Source organism: Deminuibacter soli, assembly GCF_003412455.1.
GTDB classification, from domain to species: Bacteria; Bacteroidota; Bacteroidia; order Chitinophagales; family Chitinophagaceae; genus Deminuibacter; species Deminuibacter soli.
In genome coordinates, this window is the sequence record NZ_QTJU01000003.1 from 462,563 (window position 1) to 479,881 (window position 17,319).

14 protein-coding genes are annotated in these 17,319 nt (G+C 49.4%); 9 read left to right on the plus strand and 5 right to left on the minus strand.

The genetic code is table 11. The features are described from left to right. Positions 1–144: 144 nt before the first annotated feature. Both DXN05_RS12165 and DXN05_RS12170 read right to left on the minus strand, forming a co-directional pair. Positions 145–1,611 (minus strand): alpha-L-fucosidase, encoded by a 1,467-nt coding sequence (locus tag DXN05_RS12165; RefSeq protein ID WP_116847508.1) that lies wholly within the window; start codon positions 1,609–1,611, stop codon positions 145–147. Between the two features lie 22 nt (positions 1,612–1,633). Next, positions 1,634–3,448 carry a glycoside hydrolase family 35 protein gene (locus DXN05_RS12170; RefSeq protein WP_116847509.1) on the minus strand — a complete coding sequence of 605 codons (1,815 nt, stop codon included), beginning with the start codon at positions 3,446–3,448 and terminating at the stop codon, positions 1,634–1,636. Positions 3,449–3,649: 201 nt separating this feature from the next. On the opposite strand from DXN05_RS12170, the gene DXN05_RS24675 reads away from it, so the two are divergent. The 3 genes from DXN05_RS24675 (at position 3,650) to DXN05_RS12185 (ending at position 6,637) form a co-directional block, all read left to right on the plus strand. Beyond that, a complete protein-coding gene (locus DXN05_RS24675) occupies positions 3,650–3,799 on the plus strand; it encodes a hypothetical protein (RefSeq protein WP_158559227.1) in 150 nt (49 codons plus the stop codon). Between the two features lie 86 nt (positions 3,800–3,885). Beyond that, the gene (locus DXN05_RS12180) at positions 3,886–5,577 is read left to right on the plus strand and encodes an ATP-binding cassette domain-containing protein (protein ID WP_116847511.1); all 1,692 of its coding nucleotides are present in this window, start codon (positions 3,886–3,888) and stop codon (positions 5,575–5,577) included. Further along, positions 5,567–6,637 carry a glycosyltransferase gene (locus DXN05_RS12185; protein WP_116847512.1) on the plus strand — a complete coding sequence of 357 codons (1,071 nt, stop codon included), beginning with the start codon at positions 5,567–5,569 and terminating at the stop codon, positions 6,635–6,637. The genes DXN05_RS12180 and DXN05_RS12185 overlap by 11 nt, the downstream gene beginning before the upstream one ends. On the opposite strand, the gene DXN05_RS12190 is transcribed toward DXN05_RS12185, so the two are convergent. Beyond that, positions 6,603–7,658 carry a glycosyltransferase family 9 protein gene (locus DXN05_RS12190; protein ID WP_116847513.1) on the minus strand — a complete coding sequence of 352 codons (1,056 nt, stop codon included), beginning with the start codon at positions 7,656–7,658 and terminating at the stop codon, positions 6,603–6,605. The two genes, DXN05_RS12185 and DXN05_RS12190, sit on opposite strands and share 35 nt — an antisense overlap. A gap of 58 nt (positions 7,659–7,716) precedes the next feature. Here DXN05_RS12190 and DXN05_RS12195 point away from each other — a divergent pair, with 58 nt between their 5' ends. The 3 genes from DXN05_RS12195 (at position 7,717) to DXN05_RS12205 (ending at position 10,915) form a co-directional block, all read left to right on the plus strand. After that, positions 7,717–8,475 (plus strand): class I SAM-dependent methyltransferase, encoded by a 759-nt coding sequence (locus DXN05_RS12195; RefSeq protein ID WP_116847514.1) that lies wholly within the window; start codon positions 7,717–7,719, stop codon positions 8,473–8,475. Positions 8,476–8,608: 133 nt separating this feature from the next. Further along, positions 8,609–10,078 (plus strand): B12-binding domain-containing radical SAM protein, encoded by a 1,470-nt coding sequence (locus DXN05_RS12200; protein ID WP_116847515.1) that lies wholly within the window; start codon positions 8,609–8,611, stop codon positions 10,076–10,078. A 9-nt stretch (positions 10,079–10,087) separates the two neighbouring features. Further along, on the plus strand, positions 10,088–10,915 hold the full coding sequence (locus DXN05_RS12205; protein WP_116847516.1) for a class I SAM-dependent methyltransferase: 828 nt from the start codon (positions 10,088–10,090) through the stop codon (positions 10,913–10,915). On the opposite strand, the gene DXN05_RS12210 is transcribed toward DXN05_RS12205, so the two are convergent. Together DXN05_RS12210 and DXN05_RS12215 are read right to left on the minus strand one after the other, a co-directional pair. Then, positions 10,912–11,838 carry a hypothetical protein gene (locus DXN05_RS12210; RefSeq protein ID WP_116847517.1) on the minus strand — a complete coding sequence of 309 codons (927 nt, stop codon included), beginning with the start codon at positions 11,836–11,838 and terminating at the stop codon, positions 10,912–10,914. The genes DXN05_RS12205 and DXN05_RS12210 overlap by 4 nt on opposite strands. Before the next feature lie 401 nt (positions 11,839–12,239). After that, positions 12,240–14,021 (minus strand): ABC transporter ATP-binding protein, encoded by a 1,782-nt coding sequence (locus DXN05_RS12215; protein WP_116847518.1) that lies wholly within the window; start codon positions 14,019–14,021, stop codon positions 12,240–12,242. Positions 14,022–14,167: 146 nt separating this feature from the next. Here DXN05_RS12215 and DXN05_RS12220 point away from each other — a divergent pair, with 146 nt between their 5' ends. From DXN05_RS12220 to DXN05_RS12235, 3 genes are all read left to right on the plus strand, one after another. Continuing rightward, a complete protein-coding gene (locus tag DXN05_RS12220; RefSeq protein WP_116847519.1) occupies positions 14,168–14,362 on the plus strand; it encodes a hypothetical protein in 195 nt (64 codons plus the stop codon). A gap of 260 nt (positions 14,363–14,622) precedes the next feature. Next, positions 14,623–15,591, plus strand: a complete 969-nt coding sequence (locus DXN05_RS12230; protein WP_116847521.1) for a helix-turn-helix transcriptional regulator — start codon at positions 14,623–14,625, stop codon at positions 15,589–15,591. Between the two features lie 283 nt (positions 15,592–15,874). Beyond that, positions 15,875–17,182 (plus strand): DUF3472 domain-containing protein, encoded by a 1,308-nt coding sequence (locus DXN05_RS12235; protein WP_116847522.1) that lies wholly within the window; start codon positions 15,875–15,877, stop codon positions 17,180–17,182. Positions 17,183–17,319: the final 137 nt, after the last annotated feature.

Consider the following 17,319-nt stretch of genomic DNA (forward strand, 5'->3'; position numbering starts at 1 on the left):
ATTGAAAAGTACAGCATCACATACCAAAATAACAAAATTGCCGCAGCAATGCTACGGCAATCTATAAATGTTACATTAAACAGCCGGATTGGAGCAATTGTTCAACCATAAAACCATCAAACAATCAAACCATGAAGCCCTCTTCTACAGGTTCTTCATTACGATGCGTTCCGGTATTTCGTAAGCAGCCAGTTCACTGATCAGCGGTAGGGTCTTGCTGCCTGTTACGCGGATGGTGATTTGCTGCGTGGTTTCTGTGGGGAAGGTCACAATGCGTTTATAACCGATGGTGCTGTTGTTAAAGGTATATGATGCACCTGCTGCGCGTTGTATTTCTACAGTGAATGCTTTTACGCGCTGCCCCATTTGTATGGGTTCCTGCAATTGCAGGCAGTTCACCTGCACTGGTGTGGCAAAATGTATGGTAAGGGTGTATACCGAATCCTGCTGCTGCAAAGGCGCATAGGTTTTATAATTCTTATCGGTGAGCACATGCGTAACATTACCGGCACCGGTTGTAATGGCAACTCCTTTCTGCTGCAGCAGCGAATGGCCGAAGCAAGTGTCACGCAGCAGTTTAAAACCAACGAGCGAAGCAGAATCATATTTGGCAAACAGGCCTTCCTGGTTGGGCGGCACATTCAGCAGCATGGCGGCATTGCGGCCCTGCGATTTCAGGTACAGCAACAGCAGCTGGTCGGGCGTTTTTACCAGGCTATCTTCCTGGTTGTGGTAAAACCATCCCGGGCGTATGCTTACATCACACTCCGCAGGTATCCAGTTTTTACCAGCAGGATTGCCGTTGTTGAGTACTTCATTTTTGGGAGCGCCGATGCCGCGTGTATAACCTGCTGTATCGAGCAACGACCAGTTGGGATTACCCGCCACACCGTTTTCATTACCTACCCAGCGCATGTCAGGACCAATATCACTAAACACCGCGGTGTTGGGTGCAATGGTGCGTATGGTTCTTTCAAACAAAGGAAAATCATATACCTGTTTTTTACCGGAAGGCCCTTCGCCATTGGCGCCATCCCACCAGAATTCAAACAGCGGGCCATACCTGGCCACTACTTCCTTCATCATGTTCACATATACCTTGTTGTACACCGGTGTGCCATAGGCAGGATGATTCCTGTCCCACGGAGACAGGTACACGCCTATTTTCAGGCCATAGCGTTTGCAGGCTTCGGCCAGTTCTTTCAGCACATCTCCCTTGCCGCCGCGCCATTTGCTTTGCGCTACAGTATGCGTGCTGAAGTTGCTGGGCCAAAGGCAAAAACCATCATGGTGTTTGGCTGTTAAAATAATACCCTTTGCACCTGCGGCTTTGGCTATGCGGCACCACTGGTTGCAATCGAGATGTGTGGGGTTGAACACTTCTTCATGTTCTGTGCCTTTACCCCATTCAAGATTGGTAAACGTGTTGGGACCAAAATGCACAAACAGGTAAAACTCCTGCTCCTGCCAGGTAAGTTGCCTGGGCGTAGGCAGCGGGCCGTAGGGTTTAACGGCAGCAGTTTTCTTTGAGATGCTGCCGGTAGCTGCCGTTTGGGCAAACCCTGCTGCGGCAGCCAGTGAGAGAACAAAAGACAAGGCAAAACGTTTCATGCGCATTCAGTTTTTGGATGTGCTACAGGTGCGCTACGCCCTGTACCGGTTGGGGTGCTGTTTGTAGCAGATCGAATATAACAATATTGTTGTTACCCTTCTGCAACCAGGCGGCAGGACAATACAAATGTTGCTGCGGCCCCCTGTTCCAGAAACGGCCGAGGTTGTGGCCGTTTACCCACACAAGTCCTTTGCGGTATTTACTGAGGTCGATGTAGGTATCGCCGGTTTTGTCCAGTGTAAAACTGCCTTTGAAAAAGGTACCATTGCGGCTGGCTGTGTCTGTTGCTGCAGGCAATTGTTGTATCCAGTCTTCCTGCATGGGCAGGCCGTATTGCTCCCAGTTCATCAGCGTCATGCCGTTTAGCGTAACGCGATCGGTAATGCCCTTCCTGTCAACCATATACTGTGCAAAGTTGATATGACCCATGGCTTCCACCAATATATCCAGCACCGGTTCAGGGTTATTTGTTTTGGGCAGTTTTATGGTCCATTTGCCGCCATCACGGTATATGGTATCTACCAGTTTGCCATCTACCAGCACCAGCGCAAAATCATGCGGCTCGGTGATCGTGAGATTGCCGCTTTTGTGACCGATGAGTTTGGTGCGGTATAAAACCAGTCCGGTAGATTGTTTCATTGCCTCCATGGTAATGGGCTGCGGCGTGTGCATGGGTGCAGGCAACACATTCCATATATTGTTAAACGGCTGCATGTTCACTGCCGTAAAACCGACTGTGGGTATTGGTGCAGGCACTTCGGGAATGGTGTAGGGCACATACTGACTAATGAGCCTGCGCAGCGCATAGTATTTAGGTGTAGCCTGTCCCTGTTCGTTAATGGGCGCATCATAATCGTAACTGGTTACATCCGGCTGAAACTGTGTGGCATTACCTGCATTGGCGCCTGCCCAGAAACCGAAATTGGTACCGCCATGCACCACGTACAAGTTGAATGATTTTTTATGGCTCAGCAGGTATTGCAGTTCTTTCAAGGTTTCCGTGGTATCAGCCTTTGCCCATTTCTCGCCCCAGTGTGTAAGCCAGCCGGGGTAAGTTTCGCTGCTGAACGAGGGTACATGCGGGTTGCGTTTACGCGCTGCGGCAAAATCATCGTCACCGCTGCCACTGTCGAGCCCAATGGCTGCGCCGTCAATATTTCCTGCTTCAAGCATATAATCCGTAGCACCGTCTGCCGTATAAAACGGTACATCAATGCCGTTGCTCACCCATAGTTTGTGCAGGGTTTCCAGGTAGGTTTTGTCGTTCCCGTAACTGCCATACTCGTTTTCTACCTGAACCATTAAAATAGGTCCGCCATTGGTGCAAAGCAGGGGTTTTACTTCCTGGCTCAGCCGGGTTACGTAACGGGTTACTGCCTTCATGTAAGTGGTATCCATGCAGCGCAGCTTAATACCGGGTGTTTGCAGCAGCCAGGCAGGCAGCCCGCCAAAATCCCATTCGGCACATACATACGGACCCGGTCGCAGCAGCACCCACATTCCTTCCTGCTGGCACAGTTGAATAAAAGCAGCGATATCGCGGTTATCGGTTTTAAAATCAAACACGCCGGGTTGTGTTTCCGAGTAGTTCCAGAACACATAAGCGGCAATGGTATTGCATCCCATCGCCTTGGCCATCCGGATACGGTGTTTCCAGTAAGCCCTGGGAATACGTGCCGGGTGCATTTCACCACTGATGAGCTGGATGGGCTTGCCATCGAGGGTAAAACTGGCATCGGCAAGGGCAAAGTGGTGGCGCTGCTGCGCAAACAAATGGTTAACTGTTAACAGTACTGCAAGCGTGAGCAGTATGGGGAAACAACTCGTACGTTTCATTACACAAATTAATTATACATGGAGGGTACAGCCACGGCAAGCGGCTGATATTTAACAAAATATACAACGTGGTAAATATAGCTACAAAACCTGCGGCAACGCACGCCTGCAAAGGTTTTACGCACACGATTGCGCAATACGGGCTGTGCCGGGATGGTTTTGGCACACGGCTGTGGTATAACTTTTGTTTATTCCCATTTCATGAAACAGACATCGCAAAAACGGACCCTTTTATTCACCATTGCCGTTGCCGGAATAGCCATCGGCCTCACCGCAGCAGTGCTGAAAAAGAAGAAAAAGAAAAGCCTGTTCACACTCGACGAGCATGAGCACGCCATGGGAGGATACTAACACCGCACAGCTGCGCTGTGCGGGTGCCCCCACTCACCAAACGCCCCAAGCCAACCGCCCGGCCCTTTTCCCCGTATGTATTAACCATGGAGGATCAACGAAAAGGCTTCAGTTACCGTCATATCCTGGGATACATCCAACTCATTCTCAATACGCGGGAGCGCAGGCGCTTCAGGCTGCTCACCGCATTGCATATACTGGTAAGCATACTGGATATTGCCGCCATAGCCTTCCTGTTTGTAGTTATTCATTTTTATGCACCCCAAACCGGCGTTACATCCCGCACCTTATTGGCCCCCTTACCCTTTGAAGCGGGTTCTTTAATGCCGGCGTTGCTGTTACTGGCATTTTATGCGGCCAAAAGTGCAGGTGGTTATTACGTATACAAACTGCAGTACGAATTTGTGAATACTGTAGCCTGCCGCTTATCGCAAACAGGGCTCATGCAGCATATGGCAGGCAGTTATGAAAGCCATGTAAACAACGATGCAGCCGCATCTGTTAGAAAAATACTGTACCAGCCCATTGAATTTGCACAATACGTACTGGCAGGTGTGCAACTCGTGATAATGGAAACCGCACTGGTAACCATCGCTGTTATTGCCCTGCTGCTCTACAACGCAAAGCTGCTGCTCATTGTAGCGCTTACCCTGTTACCGGCCATTGCCCTTATTTCGCTCATTACCCGCAAACGGCTTACCGGCATCCGTAGAAATATCAAACAGGTAAACCAGGAATCATTGCAATACCTCAATGAAGCTGTTGCCGGTTATGTAGAAAGCAACCTGCATGGCAGGAATGATTTCTTCATTGCACGTTACACCCACGCGCAGAACAAGCTGGGCAGTTACCTCGCCAGCCTGCAGATAACACAGGGCATCCCCTCCCGCTTTTTTGAGGCATTTGCCATACTGGGTTTGTTTATACTCATTGCAGCCATCCGTGTTACCACCGGCTCGCATACGACAGATATCATTGCCCTGGGTGCATTTGTGGCTGCGGCATACAAAATTATACCCGGCATTTCGCGCATCATCAACCTGGGCGCACAAATAAAAACCTATAGTTATACCCTGACTGAACTGCTGCCACCTGCTGCTGCCCGCCGCCCATCTATGTACCATCCGGAACCGGAAGCCTTAAACAGTCTCGCGTTCGATAAGCTCAGCTTTTCATATAACAACCGGGCAATATTTAACGACCTGAGTTTTCAAATCAGCAGCGGCACGTTTACCGGCATCAGCGGCGATTCCGGCATCGGCAAAACTACCCTGCTGCACCTGCTGCTGGGCTTTCTGCAGCCTGCAGGCGGTGAAATACTGTTTAACAACAAAACAACACCGCACCTGCAGCAATACTGGAATAATATTGCCTATGTAAAACAACAACCTTTCCTGTTGCACGATACCATATTAAACAATATTACCCTGTACGATGCCGATTGCGACCAGGCCCGGCTTAACCAGGTACTCGATGTTACCGGTCTGCACCATGTTGTCAGCAGCTTCCCCGATAAACTGCACACTATGCTGGCAGAAGCAGGCCGCAATATCAGTGGCGGTCAGCGGCAAAGAATTGCCATTGCAAGGGCGCTGTATAAAAATGCAGACCTGATTTTGCTGGACGAGCCGTTCAATGAACTGGACCAGGCTTCCGAAACCCGCCTGCTGCAACACTTTCAGCTACTGGCGGCACAGGGAAAAATGGTACTGCTCATTACGCATAACAAACAAAGTCTCCAGTTCTGCCACTCCATTATTCAACTGAATGAACAGTAAACAACACACACTGGTAATACTGGCACCTGCCTTCCCGGCAGATGAAACAGACAGTGCCTGGGTGCCGTCGAAGCAGCTGTTTGTACAGGTATTGAAAAAACAGTTTCCCTCCCTGCACATCGAAGTGCTCACCTTTAACTATCCTTATCATACGCATACGTATTACTGGCAAGGTGCAACTGTGACGAGTTTTAACGGCATGCATGCGCGCAAGCTGCAACGCGCCGGTGTATGGATGCGCGTTTGGCAAAAGCTACGGGCTTTGCGCAAACGCAGCAACATCATTGGCCTGTTTAGTTTCTGGTGTGGCGAGTGTGCGCTGGTAGGCAGCTATTTTGGCAAACTGCACCATATACCGCACTACTGCTGGGTTTCGGGGCAGGATGCCAAACGGGAGAACAGGCTGGTAAAGCTGATACGCCCCGGCGAAGCAGAGCTGGTAACGATTTCCCGCTTTTTAACAGACCGGTTTTATGCCAGTCATGCCATACGCCCGCAACACCTCATACCCATTGGTATCGACGCCACGCAGTTTGCGCCATCCAACGGTATACGTGATATTGATATACTCGGCGCTGGTTCACTGATTCCTTTAAAACAATACGCGGTATTTATCTCCGCGGTAAAACAACTGCAACAGCAGTTTCCCGGCATCAAAGCCGTGCTTTGCGGCGGCGGAGCAGAACAGGAACGGCTGCAGGCGCAAATTGATGCGCTGCAACTGCAAAACAATATCACCATTACCGGCATGTTACATCACCACGAAGTATTGCAGTACATGCAGCGCAGCAAGGTATTCCTGCACCCCTCTGCCTACGAGGGTTTTGGCGCAGTTTGCCTGGAAGCCATGTATGCCGGTTGCCAGGTGATCAGCTTTACCGATCCCATGTACCTGCAACTCAGCAACTGGCATATTGTGCAGAACGAAAGCATGATGGTGGAAAAAGCGGCCGCATTGTTGCACGATACCCATACGGTGTATCAGCCCTTTTTGCTGTACTCAATGAGCGATAGTGTGAAAGCCGTTATGCGATTATTTCAGTATGCTGAACCAGCCTGATGGCTTTGTCAAATACCAGTTCAGGCGTATACCGTGTTAAGCAGTGATTATCGCCATAAGCGCAGGTTTGCAGCATGCAGTTGCCGCAGGGCAAATCACCGGAATGCAATAACAGGGAATGATCGCCGAGCGGGGCCGACCAGTCACTTCGCGTTGAACCAAACAACGCCAGCGTAGGTACACCCGATACCCAGGCCATGTGCATTAACCCGGAATCTTCCGTTAATACCAGCTGTGCTTTCTGCACCACGGCGAATGCTTCTGCTGCGGTGGTTTGCAGTACCAGGTTAATTAATTTACTACCCAGTTCAGCCTGCAGCTGCGCTGCTTTTTTTTCAATAAGTGCAATACCGGTTATCACAAATTGTGTTTGCGGGTAAGCCTGCAGCCAAAGCCTGGCAAAACTGATATAGTTTTCTATAGCCCAGTTACGCGTGCTAAAAGCGCCTGCCGGGTTTAATATAACCAGCATGGATTGTTTGTCCCACCCGTGCCGTTGCAGCAATACATCGGCTGTGCTGAAAGCAGGCAGTTGCAGCTGTTCGGCTGCATAGTTCGCTGCCAGTCCTGCCGCTTCAATGGTTAAACGGGTACGTTCCCCGGCAGCAATGGGTGAAAAACGGTCAAACGCACTCCAGGCAGCCGGGCGCAATGTGTTGCGTACAATATTGCTGATGAGGTTGTGCTGCAGGTCAATCACCACATCGTACCGCTGCAGCAGCAATTGCGGCAGCAGCGCCGCGGTAAACAGCAACTGCTTTTTTATACTTCTGCCTCCGCCAATAGCATATACCTTGTCAAATAACGAAACATAACGTGGTATTTCAGCCACTTCTTCGCGGGTAAGAAAATCCAGTGTGGTAGCAGGCGGCAGCATATTGCGCAGGGTTTGCAGGTAGGGCAGGGTAATGATAACATCACCCATGGCCTGCAGGCGTATGGCCAGTACTTTTTTGGGCAGTGTGGTTTGCTGCCAGCATTTCGCGGGAATAGTGTATGTACCGGTCTGTTGATGTTCCACTTGTTATCGGGCAACCCTTTGCCTGTTTTATCCGTTTATACAAAGCACAGCTACTATTATGAACCTGTCACAATACCGCTCTGTCAATAAAGTGTACCATGCCGTAAACGCCACGGTAGCAGCAGCATTTGAACAGCAATACCTTGCCGTGCGTGATGCCGAACACCGAATATATACGGATGCGGCGCTTGCACGGTTGCCTGAAGTTGCCACACAACACCCGTTACACGCAGAGTGGCATGTGCGGGCCAGAACCGCCCGCTGGCTGGCAGCTTACAGCCGCCGCACAAAGGCCCGCCTTATTCTTGAAATAGGCTGCGGCAACGGCTGGCTCAGCAACCAGCTGGCAGCCACCGGCGCTACAGTAGTGGGTACAGATATCAACCTGCCCGAACTGGAACAGGCAGCCCGTGTGTTTGATAAAAATAACCTGCTGTTTGTGCATGATTATTTTTCTGACCGGTTTCTGCCGGGCGAGCAGTTTAACATGATTGTGTTTGCCGCATCTGTGCAGTATTTTTCACCCTTGCAGGATATACTCGATAAAGCCCTGGTTAAGCTGGCGCCCGGCGGCACCATTCATATCACCGACACACATTTTTACCGTTCCCGGGAAGAACAGCTTGCCGCCAGCCTGCGCAGCCTGCAGTATTACACACAGCTCGGTTTCCCCGGTATGGCAGCACAATATTTTCACCATACCCTGCACGATTTGCAGCACTACCGGTATACCCTTGCCCATAACCCCGGCAGCTGGTTTAACCGATTGCCCGGGAAAAGCCACCCTTTCCCCTGGATTATCCTGCAACCCTGGTAAACTGGTGTACAACAAGGCCATCGGATCAGCCATTCGTCGATATTCGTTTGGCCCGGACAACCGTTGCTGCCTTTTTCCCGTATATATGTTGGCAGGCGGTATGCCTGTTCATCCATTTCCTTAGCCAACTGAAATGACCCAGATACTGTTTTCCCATTCTTACTTCCTGCGCTTCGATCCCAAGCAATGGAAAGCCAGGCAGCCGTATGCGCCGCTGGGCACCCTGTATGCTGCAGCACTGATGCGCGAAACCGGCTATTCCGTTGCCCTGTACGACACCATGTTTGAAACAGACCCCAACAATGTTACACACCAGTTAAACCAGCACCAGCCGCGTTATTTTGTGTTGTATGACGATGGCTTTAACTATCTCACCAAAATGTGCCTCACCAATATGCGTGAAGCAGCGTTTACCATGAGCCGCCTGGCCAAAGCTGCGGGTTGCACGGTGATTGTTTCCAGCTCTGATTCAACCGACCGCTATGCCGAATACCTCACCGAAGGCGCTGATTTTATTTTGCTGGGCGAGGCAGAAATGAGCCTGCAGGAACTGGTAGCCGCACTGGAAAAAGGTGAAACAGATTTCAGCCACATACAGGGCATTGCCTATCAAAAAGAGGCAGCCATTGTTACCACACCCCGCAGAAGCGTACTGAAGTTCCTGGATGGATTGCCCTTCCCTGCCTGGGATATACTGGACATTACACCTTACAAAAAAATGTGGCTCAGCGGCAGCGGTTACTTTTCCATTAACATGGCCACCACACGCGGATGCCCGTTTAAATGCAACTGGTGTGCGAAACCCATTTATGGCAACCGTTACAATTCACGCAGCCCGGAGAATGTGGTGCAGGAAATTAAACTGCTGAAAGAACGCTTACACTTTGATCATATCTGGTTTTGCGATGATATATTCGGCTTAAAACCCAACTGGGTAAATGAATTCGCCAACCTGGTAGAACAGGAAAACCTGCATTTCAAATTCAAGATACAGTCCCGCGCAGACCTGCTGCTGCAGGAAAACTACGTAAAAGCGCTTGCCCGTGCAGGTTGCGACAATATATGGATGGGTGCCGAAAGCGGTTCGCAGCACATACTGGACGCCATGGACAAAGGCACTACCGTAGAGCAGATTTATGAAGCTACCAGGCTCATTAAATCGTACGGCATGCGGCCCTCGTTTTTTATACAGTTTGGTTACATCGGTGAAACAAAAGAAGACATTGCCCAGACCATTGAGATGATTAAAATTTTGCTGCCAGACAGCATTGGTATCTCTGTTTCGTATCCTTTACCTGGCACCGGCTTTTACGAGAAGGTAAAACAGGATCTGAAATTCAAAACCAACTGGACAGATTCGAATGAAATGGCCCTGATGTTCAAAAACACGTACCAGCCGGCATATTACAAACAACTGTACAGTTATGTGCATAAAGTGTACAACCGCCATAAAAGTCTGCACAGTATTGCACAGTTACGGCAGCATCCGGGCAGGCTCAGCGGCGCCCATATAAAGCAGGCAGCAAAAGCCGTCTACTATGGCATTTTATCGGTGCTGGCACAAAAAAAACTGCAACAGCTGGAGCACCCGGCGGCAACATAAACAGATTTTATGAAACAGGTGACCATTAACCACGACACAGCGAAAGCAGCAGAAGCATTTACCAGGCAGTCTGCTGTTTTTGACCAGTTATATGCGCACAATGCCATCATCCAATACAAACGCGACAGGGTAAGAAACCACATCAACCGTTACCTGCAACCCAATAGCCATATACTTGAACTCAATGCCGGCACCGGTGAAGATGCCGGTTATTTTGCCAGGCAGGGCCACCGCGTGCATGCAACCGATATTTCATCAGGCATGCTCGAGCGCCTGCAGAAAAAAATGGAATGGAAACAAACTACTGCGCAGGTAAGCAGTGAGCTATGTTCATTCACACAACTGGACCAACTGCAGCAACGCGGCCCATACGACCTGATCTTCTCTAATTTCGCAGGGTTGAACTGTACAGGTGAACTGGACAAAGTGATTCATTCATTTCCATCCCTGCTAAAGCCAGGCGCACTGGTAACCATGGTGGTGATGCCTGGTTTTTGTTTATGGGAAACAATGCTGGCATTGCGCGGCAGGTTTAAGCTCGCCTTCAGAAGATTCAATCACAAGAACGGGGTTACAGCCAATGTGGAAGGCGTAAAATTCACATGCTGGTATTACCAGCCGTCATTTATCCGCAACTGTGCGCAGCATGATTTTGAAGTGCTTGCCGTAGAAGGCTTGTGTACCATTGTTCCGCCATCGTACCTGGAGAAATTCCCGGCAAAACACCCCTGGCTTTTCCGCCGGCTGATGCGGTTGGAAAACAGGTTTAAAAACAGTTTTCCCTGGCGGCATATCGGTGATTATTACATTATAACGCTGCGTAAAAAAACAGCTTAGTTGTCCAGCGCCTGTTTGCGTTTGGCAGATAGCAGGTACATTTTTTCATCCAGCTGGGAGAGCACTTTTTTCTGGAAGAAATAAGGATAAGGTTTGCAGTAGTGTTTCTCTGCAATAGCACCGAAAGGAAAACCTTTTGGGTTACGTTTAGGCGACTGGGACAATAGCTCCCAGCGTTTGCGGCATTTGCCCATAATGCGGTCATCCAGCCTGCTGCCCCATGCACCATCGAAAATCCATTCCATAAAACGTCTTAGGTAACCCGGGGCAAACTCCCTGGATTCATCGATACGCGGCTTGTGCCCTGGCAGAAAATGATAAGCCCATTGATTGGCATGATAAAAGCGCTGAAACACGCGCTGGCTGTTTTGTACCGGCAGCATTGTGGCAACTTCCATGGCAGTAAACATATTCTGTTCCGGTATTTCCAATGCCGATTCATCTATGTAATAATTGAGGCATGCATAGTGTGGCAAACCCAGCAGTGCCGCTATTTTCACGGGAATATGCAGCAGGGTTCTGCCTATCCACAAACGGTCTTTCTGCATCACCAGGAAGAAGTCAAGATCAGACCCTTCATAAGCCACATTCTTCGACAATGAGCCGGATACCGCGACGCCTTTCACATACGGAAAACACCTGATGAGCTTTGCAAACAGCATGGCTCTTTTCAATTGCTTCACTGCCATGGCATTGCAGTGTAACCTGCGCTCCACAAGGGTTATATCATTCCGCAAGCAATAAAATTCGCCCATGTGCCACAGCAACTGCTGATCCTGTAACTGTTGCAGGGCAAAGGTTAATTTCTTTTCGGTAACAGGCTGATCTAAAAAATACCTGATCTCATCCAGCTTAACCGGGTAGTTGAAAATATCAAAATAAGCCAGCACTTTTAAAACGCTTTCGGTATACGAATTTGTCATGTGGTTTTATTTAACACACGATGCCGTGGTTATCTAAAACATACGCATGACAGATTACAGCAGTTGCTTGGCGGAAAATAAAAAAGCAGGTATAGCTAAAATCACTCACGTCTCGCGATTGACGATTCAAGGTCGTTTAGTTAAGCGTGATTGATATTTTTTACCGCAAAGAACACAAAGGAAAAACCCACAAAGTTCACAAAGGAGCTGTTAACTAAACGACATTGATTGACGATTCACGAATAATACTCGCTTAGATAGTCACGACTGTCGATGTCTCGATTCCCGAACTGTTACCCGCTAAAATCACTCACGACTGACGACTGACGATTCACGAATAATACTCGCTTAGATAGTCACGACTGTCGACGTCTCGATTCCCGAACTGTTACCCGCTAAAATCACTCACGCTCCCGCTCCCTCCCTGCTTCCTGCTGGTGCTTCCACATGTCGCGGAAATGGGTGCTGTGCTGCAGGAGGTATTCAAAACTGCCTGCTGCAACAATCCTTCCGTGGTGCAGTATATAGATGTAATGAAACTGTGGTAACAGGTGCAGCCGGTGCATGGAAGAGATAATGGCCTTGTCTGCAAAGGCATTGAACATCCCCTCATAAATCATCGCTTCTGTACGCGGATCTACACTGCTGGTAGGTTCATCCAGCAGTACCAGTGCACTGTCACGTGCGGCCAGGATGCCACGCGCCAATGCGAGCCGCTGTTTTTGTCCACCGGAAAGATTCACGCCTTTTTCGCGGATATCAGATTCCAGTCCTGCAGGCAACTGATCTACCACACCGGTAAAAAAAGCGCTGTCACATACCTGCATAATTTCTTCGTTGGTGAAAGGCAACCCGAGGGTAATATTATAGGCAATGGTATTCTCGAATATTTCCGGCTCCTGCGGAAACAAGGTTACCGATTCGTTCAGCGTATCAAGCTCCAGCGGCTGGCCATCTACCTGTAACATAATGCCCGGCTCAGGATTGTACAAACCGCGCAACAGGGAAAGCAGGGTGCTTTTACCGCTTCCGCTTTCACCAATCAGGGCAATGCGTTCGCCGCGGTTAATGCGTATGGCAAGGTCATGAAGCCTGGGTGGTGCATACCCATTGGCTTCTGCGATACTGTGTGAAAAATTCAGCGCCTGTACCTGTATGCTTTTCCACTGTTCGGGCAATTGCTCCGGCACATCTGCACGGTGGTGTTGTGCAAAAGCTTCGCTGATAACCGATGCAGTCTGAACAGAAGTGTTGTACTGCATAATATCTGTGTATTGCCAGGCGATATCGTGAAACACACTGGTAAACTGGTTGATGTACCCGAGCAAAACCACCAGTGCGGCCACATAAAACGTAGTGCCCGGTTGCCAGTGCTGGTAAATATAACCCACTACAACCACGCCGTAGATCACGGCAATAAGCACATCGGCACAAAACCATTTCCATTCATTGATCACCGCATTTTTGCGGAAAGGATGTAAAATGCGGTTTACGGTATGCATCAGCCCCGATTCCATGCTGCGTTCCAGGCGCAGCGTAATCACCGTCATAATGTTCGACAGGCTGTCGAACAACGTAGCACTTACGCGGTGTTCGCGTTCATTAACCACTTCCTGTGTTTTCACAAAAGGCTTGTCGAATTTCATAATCACCAGTACAGTGAGCACACCCAATGCAATGGCAATACCGCCAAACAAAGGCGAGAAATACAACATGGCCACAATGGAGAAAACAAATTTGAGTACCGCATAGAGATAGATGAAACCGCGGTCGAAAAATTCACGCAAGGCCTCGTATGCTTTGCGGATGCGGTTAATGGTAGCGCCGCTGTGATGATCCTGGTGCCATTTTACCGGCAGGTGCAGCAGCTGGTGGTAACGCTCCTGCAAAAAGTTACGGCTAAGGTTAAATGCGAGCTTGCGTTCCATTACCCTGGCAGGCCCATGCAGGCTCCATTGCGCCACTTTAAACAGGAGATACAAACCGGCGTATAAAAAAGCATAGTGCAGCACATTGCTTTTATTGTGTTCAATATGCGATACAAACCAGCCCAGCAGCAGCGGGCCGAGCGAATCAATAACATTGGCGATCACAAACATGCTGTATACCAGCAAATACTTTTTCCGTTCCTGCCTTGCATAATGCCAGGCAGTGCGCAGCATCGAGAGATATGGATTGGTCATGAAAACTTTATGTAACGAAATTACATGGTTTTCCCGTACCCGGCGCAACCGCACTGGCTATTCCCTAAACCTGTTTTTAACCTTGCGTACAACACAATCATCACGCATGGCATAGTTTTTTCGGCATTTTCCTGTAAAAGCGTTTTATGGAACCCAAAAACAAACATACCGGCCCGTTGCCCCACCAACATCCTCACCAGACAACCAAAACAGAAAAAGCACACGAACAGGCTGAAAAAGACATTGCGCAGGACGCAGACCTGAGCATACACAGCCCGAATGACGACCTCGACGAAGAAGAATTAAGCCGCCTGGGTGGAGATAAAAACGACCTCATTTAAGCGCAACCAACCACCATATTGCCCCTCTGCCAAAAGGCCTGCCCGGTTGCAACTGAACCGGGTGTGACAATATATACCCAAACCAGCGCAATAATTGCCCATTTGTCTTCCTTTCCAAAGAGCACCACCTTGTCGCACAATGTCAAACAGCCATTCGCATCAGCATGCTGAACCACCTGCATATCCTTACAACACCACGATAGTTGTACACGTTAAGGCGTAACGTTTCCCGTTGTCAGATTTTCAAATTATCTTACAGTATGAACCGGATTGACCGTGTTACCGCCATATTAATTCAGCTGCAGTCAAAGAAAATAGTCAAAGCGCAGGAAATAGCAGACAGGTTTTCCATCAGCCTGCGCACTGTGTACCGTGATGTAAAAACACTGGAAGAAGCAGGCATACCCATTATAGGCGAGGCAGGCATTGGCTACTCCATCATGGATGGCTACCGCTTGCCGCCGGTGATGTTCAGCCGCGAAGAAGCCACTGCTTTTTTAACAGCCGAAAAGCTGGTAGAGAAATTCACCGACCCTGCACTGGCCGCCACTTACCAGAACGCCATGTTTAAAATAAAAGCAGTGCTGCGCAGCACCGAAAAAGACCTGCTCGAAAACATGGATGAATCAGTGGCCGTGCACCGCAAATTTACCGGCCCCGGCGCATCTGATACCGGCGGTAACCTGCTGCCTTCCCTGTTAAAAGCCGTATCGGAAAAGAAGATGATCCGCATCCGGTACCAGGCGTTTAACCAAAGTCCTACCGCACGCCAGGTAGAACCCATCGGCTTGTTTTATTACGGCGGTTACTGGCACGTAATTGCATGGTGCCAGCTGCGGCAGGATTACCGCGATTTCCGGACAGACCGGATTGCATCGCTCACGGTAACCGATACCCTCATCACCCAATCACATCCCTCTTTAAAAGCCTACCTGGCCAAAGTAAAACAGGAACAGGATTTAAAAACCGTGGTCATCAACGTGCAAAAAGAATTTACACCTTATTTGCAGGAGCAGAAATACTACAATGGCTTTGTAAGCGAAAAACAGCAGGGCGAAGATGTACAGATGACCTTTCTTACACCTTGCTTTGAAGGCTTTATCCGCTGGTATATCATGTTTGCCGACAAAGCAGGAATTGTAAAACCGCGTTCGCTTGAACAGCTGCTGTTAAAGCGCATGGAAGAGATCACACAAAAACTGCATACCGCCGCACCATTACTGACATAGGGCAAACCGCAAAGCCGTACATACAGCGGCCGCAGCATACGCACAGTTTCTAAAACAAACCGTTCACCCTGCGCATGCCATAAAAATCACGCAAACGTTTGTTGCTTCATTACAAACGTTTGCGTGATTTTACATCCATCTCCCCTGGTTGCTGCACGCTTCGTTAACCATTAACTTGGTATAGCTGCCGGCAGGCATACCCCTGCTGATCAATACATTCCCCTTCTTTTTATAAACCTATGCCTGTTAAACACTTTTTATAACCAAAAACTGTTCTGATTGTATGAGGATTTCAATGTACCAAACACGTGCTGTGAAAAGCTTCGCAGCACTGTTGCTGCTAACCGCATGTAACAAGAGAATTGTAGACCTGTCACCCGCCGATGGCAAAGCTGCTGCCACGGCAGTGAGCACCACAGACACCATTCCCCTTAAAAACGCGTATGGCATCCCCGATGAAAACAATATCGGCATTTCCGGTACCGGTATTGGCAACTGGACTTCCTCCAATGATTCTGCCCGCGTGTATGTAACCTTTAACAACACCGGTTCGCTCACCGTATCATTGCTCGCCAAATCGCCTGATGGCGCGGGATCTGTAACCGTAAGCATAGCCGGCAAAAAGTTTACCGTGAATGTTCCGCAAAGCACCAGCTACCAGAAAATCACCGCCGGCACGGTTAATATCACCGGCACAGGCATCAGCTATTTTACCATTAAAGGTGCCACCAAACCAGGCGGCTATTATGCAGATGTAAGCAACATCATTATCAGCGGCTCACCCGCCAATAATGCGTATTACAATAAAAGCGACTGGCGCACCTGCCCTGCCGTACACATGGGCTACACCATTGCAACCGGCGATACTGCCCGCTGGTTTTACAACGAGATCAAAATTCCGTCAGGCAGCGATGTAGTCAACACCTTCTTTATGGCCAATGGCTTTTACAATGGTTATTTCGGTATACAGGTGAACAGTCCTACCGAACGCCGCATCCTGTTTTCTATCTGGAGCGATTACAACACCAACGATCCCGGACAGGTACCTGCCAACTACGCAGTACAACTTGTGCAGAAAGGCAGCCTGGTTACTACAGAAGAAAATTTTGGCAATGAAGGAACCGGCCGCCATGCCTACGCCATCTACAACTGGCATACAGACAGCACGTACAAATTCCTGGTACACTCCGTGCCCGATGCAGGTGGCGTTACCTACAGCGGTTATATCTTTTTAAACAACCAGTGGCAGCTGATTGCGACTTACTACAAACCGGTAGGCACGTACAACATGACCGGTCTCTATTCTTTTATAGAAGATTTTGGCGGTGGCCTCAACAGCTACAAACAACGCAATATGCTGGTGCAGAACCAGTGGATTGTAACACCCAACGGCACCTGGAAACAATTGAAAACAGCACATTTCACCACCACTACGCACGACGATGTGTATTCACGTGTTGACTATGGTGCAGCCGCCAGCGGACCGGGCTATAATTATTTCACCAGTGGCTTTGTGCCCAAAACAGCAAGCGACAACCAGCAATTCACCTGCGGCACAGGCACGCAGCCGGTGGTAACACTGCCGCAATAACAGCCAGTTGCAGGATTACACAATACTGCTGCCGCAACGGGAGCGGCAGCCGGATGATGAACAGGGATCAACAGCATGAGTTGCCAGGCGCCAGGGTAGCAATACCGGCGTTTGGCGGCTCATAACTGACGCTCGTA